The following is a 4398-nucleotide window of genomic DNA, read 5'->3' as shown; positions in this document are numbered from 1 at the left end:
ATAAGAATCAGCGTCATAAGTATCAGGGCTGCCCTTCTGGATAAAACCCACCATGGCCGAGGCAATCTTGGCGGCGACGCGTTCGTTTTCTTCATAGTCTTTAATATCGTTGAGGCGATTCATGACCGCGGCAAAAATAGAAACCCCACGGGTTTGGTGCAGACGGCGCACAAACTTCAGGTGCTCGATATGGTCGGCGCTGTGGCGTCTGCGTTTCATACGCCAGTTCAGAGAAGCACCGGGGTGTTCGTCGTACAGCCAAAAACCTTTGGCTTCGCCCCAGGCGGATTTTTCAATGCCCTGCACGATGCGTTGGCTGGGGTCGTTGTAGCCAACGGGCAAAAAATCCGGCTCCAGGCATTCGAGGGTGTAAGGCACTGGGGTGCGGTGCTTTAAGCCGGGCACCGTGCCCTGCAAATGCCGCAGCAGGGTTTCGCCATCGCGCAGCCAGGTATTGCACAAAAGCCGCTGTGCTTTAGCCCAGCTAAATTGCCGGGTACATTCCGGGCGCCGCGCCCACTCTTGATGGGCCTCATTCATTTGGCTGGCGAGACCTTCATGGATAGCGCCGTCCCAGGTTTTGGGCTGGAACTCCACATCGATGCCGCGCGGGCCGACAATATTGGTGACCAGGGTAGTGAGAATGCCACAGGCAAAATCGTGGTTTTGCTCCAGGTGCCGCGCCTGGCCACGCAGGGTTTCCACATCCCCGTCGGCCACCAAATCGCCGCTGCGATTATCTGCGGGGTTTTTTCTGAGTCGGCTGGGGCGTGCAGCTTCATAGGCGGCAACGACTTTTAAAGCGCGACGCGCTTGCACACGGCGCAGCCCGGCCTCGGGGGCAAAGAACCCGATGAAAGAATCTAATGTATTCATCAATGAAAATTCGCGTAGGCGGGCCCACGACGCTTGCCGGCGGCCTTGAGTTTTTCTTGAAGTGCGCGGCGTTCCCACTCCTGACGGCCGGCACGGATTTCCTGCAGGTTCTCGGCGGTAAATTGGCGGCCGTTGATCACCGTGGTTTTTCCGGCGAGCACGTCGATCTCGGCCTCGATATAGAGGTCGACCATGGCTTGTGCGGTTTTCGACATTTAACTATCCAGTAGGGAGCCGGCGGGCTGTGATGGCCGCCGTGGATTTTTCGCGGTTGGCTTGGGCTGTTTAGGCTGTTCGGGTATTTGTTGAGGTTCGCTAAATAAGGTGCGCTGGCCTAACCGCGATTCGAGGGTGGACCATTTTTTCTCGTTGTATTTGTGCATGCCCATGGCGTGGGCGGCGTGTAAGGCGTAGACCTCGGTATCCGTGCCTTCATTGGGCCGGCCGGGGCGCGGCTGCCAGGTTTCCCGGCCTTTGTTTTTCTTGCTGGGGGCTTTGACTTCGGCGGTGACCTGCTCCCAGTAGTCCTGCCGCACATGCTTACAGCTGTGCATATAGGCACTGGTGCCCAGCAAACGCTTGGCGATCAGGTCTTTGGCTTTGTGGGTGCCCACGATATACACCTTCACCCCGAAGCGGTCGGCCTTGGTGCGGCGCTTGGGATTATTAAAATCCACCTGCCGGGGCTGGTTAAAAATTTCCTTGGTGCCGAAGTCGTTACTGTCACCTTTAATCGCCATCACCAGCACACCGCGGTATTTTTTATCGCGGGTTCGGACCCAGTGGTACACCGCGTTGCTGGTGCCCCCATCACCAGAATCGATACTGACTGCCGCTGCGCGGATCTCGCCGAAGCGCTCGTGCTTAAAACTCTGGAACACCAACTTATCCAGAGCCGCCCAGCAGTCGTCGCGCTTGTCGGCGGTATCGCCATCGATCTCGCCCCAGAACAGTTGCCAGCTTTCTTCATTGCGCCCGAAAGCGCGTATCGATATCGCGAGGCGGTCGTGCTGCACATCGATGCCGACCGTTACCAGCAGGCCGCCAGCGGGGCAGGATAATTCCGGGTAGTCCTCAGCGGCCTCTTGTAGTTTTTCGTGGTCCAGCAAGCGACTGGCGGCATACTGGTAGGGCCGGCCCAATTTGTTGTTCTGGAATACGATGCGCGCGGATTCATCGCCGCTTTTGGCTTCGTGTTCGGCCTCAAGAAAATCCCGCACTACATCGGCAAGGCCGGTGCCGGGAATACACACATAGAGCTCCGAGAGCTCCATAAAGGTTTCTATCGGTTCGATTTCATCGGGCTCAAAGTCTTCGCCGCATTGGGTTTTTTCCCAGCCGGCAAAGTCGTCGCCCTTCTCCCGCGCGGTTTTACAGGTCTGCAGGATATTGGCCTGGCGGCGGTAGTCATCCCAGGCGCTGCCGCATTCCGGGCAGCTATACACCGCGGTTTCCGGTTGGTGCAGGCCGAATATCGGGTGCGGGGTGCCGCCCTCTTTTTCCAGCCAGCTGACGTTTTCCCAGTCCAACACATGGGACTCGCCGCAGTCGTGACAGGTCACCGGCAGCACGCGCATGGTGCCGAGTTTGGTGTAGTGCTCCACCTGGGAAAGATCGGCCACCGCTGGGGTGCCGCCGATAATTAATTTCTTATTGCGCATACGCTTGAGACGTTCACGCAGGTGGCGAATGGAATCGCCCTGATCGCCGACGTCTTTGTTGGTATCGTCCGGCTCTTCCACATAGCCCCGGCGGGCGGTGGTGGATTTCACATTGGAGATGGAGTTGGAGCCAATGGTACGCACCTCACCGCCGGGGAATTTCTTCCGCGTCGAGCGGCTGCCGCCCTTGCGGCTGGTGGTGACATCGATCACCCGATTCACCGCTGGTGAGCCTTCAATAATCGGCACCAGCTTTTCATCCATAAACAGCCGGCCTTTTTCATCCTTGGGAAACAGCATCAGGATGCGGGCCGGGTCGGTGGCGGCGACCTTACAGATATCGGTGGCCAGTAGAACGGTCCAGCCAATTTGTGCCGCCTTCTGCATCACCACCATCCAGGATATCGGGCTATCCAGCGCGTGCATGACACCCCAGAAATAAGGCACATAATCGTTGCGGTAATAGCCGGCGTTGTCGCTATCCTCAGACGGCAGTTTGATATTGTCGGGCAGCCACTCGATCAGCGGGATTTTAGGCTGCGGTATCCAGGTCTGGCGCACCTCCTGCACCAGGCGCGAGAGATTCGATTTCGTAACCGCCAATAGCTCTGAGGGCAGCGTCAATGTTTGGCTGTAGGGGTTCGCGGTCGATGGTAATGGCATGCTGGCTCTCGATAGCAATAACGATGCTTTCCACCGCGCCTAAAAATTCATTCTTGCCAATGGTGGACCACTCCACCATCGCCTTGCGTACGGACTCAATATCCAGAATTAATTGGTCTTGCCGATACAGCTCGCGCATTTTCAGTTGCGCATTGGCTTCGGATTCCAGGGCTTGGGCCATATCGCGGCGATTGCGGGCATCATTCGCCAGGCGGCCCGCCGCCTCAGTACGCAGCCGCTCGCAGTATTCTTGTAACCAGACCTTAAAACTGGCCCCCTGGGTAAGCACGCCCGCCTGCACATGCTTGGCAATTGCCGGCTGCGAAGCGCCGATCAATCGGGCAAAGCCAGACTGAGTGGCCTGATCATCAAGAGAGATATCACCAGCCAAGGTATAACCCCCTAGGAAATTTCAGATAGCTGTTAAAAAAGCGGGGTTCGAATTACCCGTGTGTTGGCCCCCTCAGGAGGACCCGTTCAACGTCTCTTTGCGGTCGCAATGGCACGATCCATGGCTTTATCCAATTCAATCGGCAGGTGACGCCGCGCTATGCCTTCGGCAATACGAACGAAGGGGAAACGCTTGCGGTAATCGGGCTTTCCTTTGAGGAATATCAGAATGGGTTTCACCGTTGGTCGGCGTTTACCGCCTGCCCTTTTCCATACCCCTAAGACACCGTTCACTTTGCCAACGAAATATTTACCCTTCTTACTCTGCGCACTACCTGCCCCACTTGTAGAGCCAGGGTTACCCCGTAATTCAGCCAGGATTTTTTTATAGGTCCCGACCGAGATATTCCCGTGCCTGTTTAATCTCGCCGCCTTGCCATGCACCACGTACATGCCAGAAGGCAGGACGCCCATATGCCGAAGGGCACGCTCAAAGCGCTTATCATTGCGCTTCACATCGATAACCGACGGCGCCAAATACTTACTCGGCGCCGTGCCGTTGGTTGCCTGATCACGGATAAAGATCTTCGCGATACCTGAGCGCTTAGTGGCTTTCTTCACCAGTACAGAGTTCAGTGTCAGCTTCGCTGGATTTACAAAGATGCGCCCCATCGCAGAACGCTCTTCTCCCCGTATACGAAACGCCACCGTATTTAGGGCAACCGAACTGGCATAAGGTAATTGCTTTTTTAATTCAGCCGATGCTCGATCAAACTTTGAGGTATCCAGCTTTACACTAACGTCCATC

Annotated in this window: 5 protein-coding genes; all 5 read right to left on the bottom strand. The window is 56.4% G+C overall.

Annotated elements, in window-relative coordinates; all coding sequences use genetic code 11:
• Positions 1–876 (bottom strand): phage portal protein (locus tag ACCI51_RS19210; RefSeq protein WP_371845044.1); only part of this gene is annotated, 876 nt, incomplete at its 3' end.
• Positions 876–1091, bottom strand: coding sequence for a primosomal replication protein PriB/PriC domain protein (locus tag ACCI51_RS19205; protein ID WP_299589418.1), 216 nt, complete (start codon positions 1089–1091; stop codon positions 876–878). The genes ACCI51_RS19205 and ACCI51_RS19210, both read right to left, overlap by 1 nt.
• On the bottom strand, positions 1092–3140 hold the full coding sequence (locus tag ACCI51_RS19200) for a terminase gpA endonuclease subunit (protein ID WP_371845042.1): 2049 nt from the start codon (positions 3138–3140) through the stop codon (positions 1092–1094). It abuts the gene before it with no gap.
• Positions 3070–3591, bottom strand: a complete 522-nt coding sequence (locus ACCI51_RS19195) for a hypothetical protein (RefSeq protein ID WP_299583076.1) — start codon at positions 3589–3591, stop codon at positions 3070–3072. Before ACCI51_RS19195 ends, ACCI51_RS19200 begins: the two co-directional genes overlap by 71 nt.
• A gap of 86 nt (positions 3592–3677) precedes the next feature.
• Positions 3678–4398, bottom strand: a 721-nt coding sequence (locus tag ACCI51_RS19190) for a hypothetical protein (RefSeq protein WP_371845040.1), incomplete at its 5' end; no start/stop codon positions are given.

The sequence above is a fragment of the Microbulbifer echini genome (assembly GCF_041447225.1).
GTDB lineage: Bacteria > Pseudomonadota > Gammaproteobacteria > Pseudomonadales > Cellvibrionaceae > Microbulbifer > Microbulbifer echini.
The sequence above is the reverse complement of the archived record's forward strand: the minus strand, read 5'-3'. Positions and strand labels throughout refer to the sequence as shown.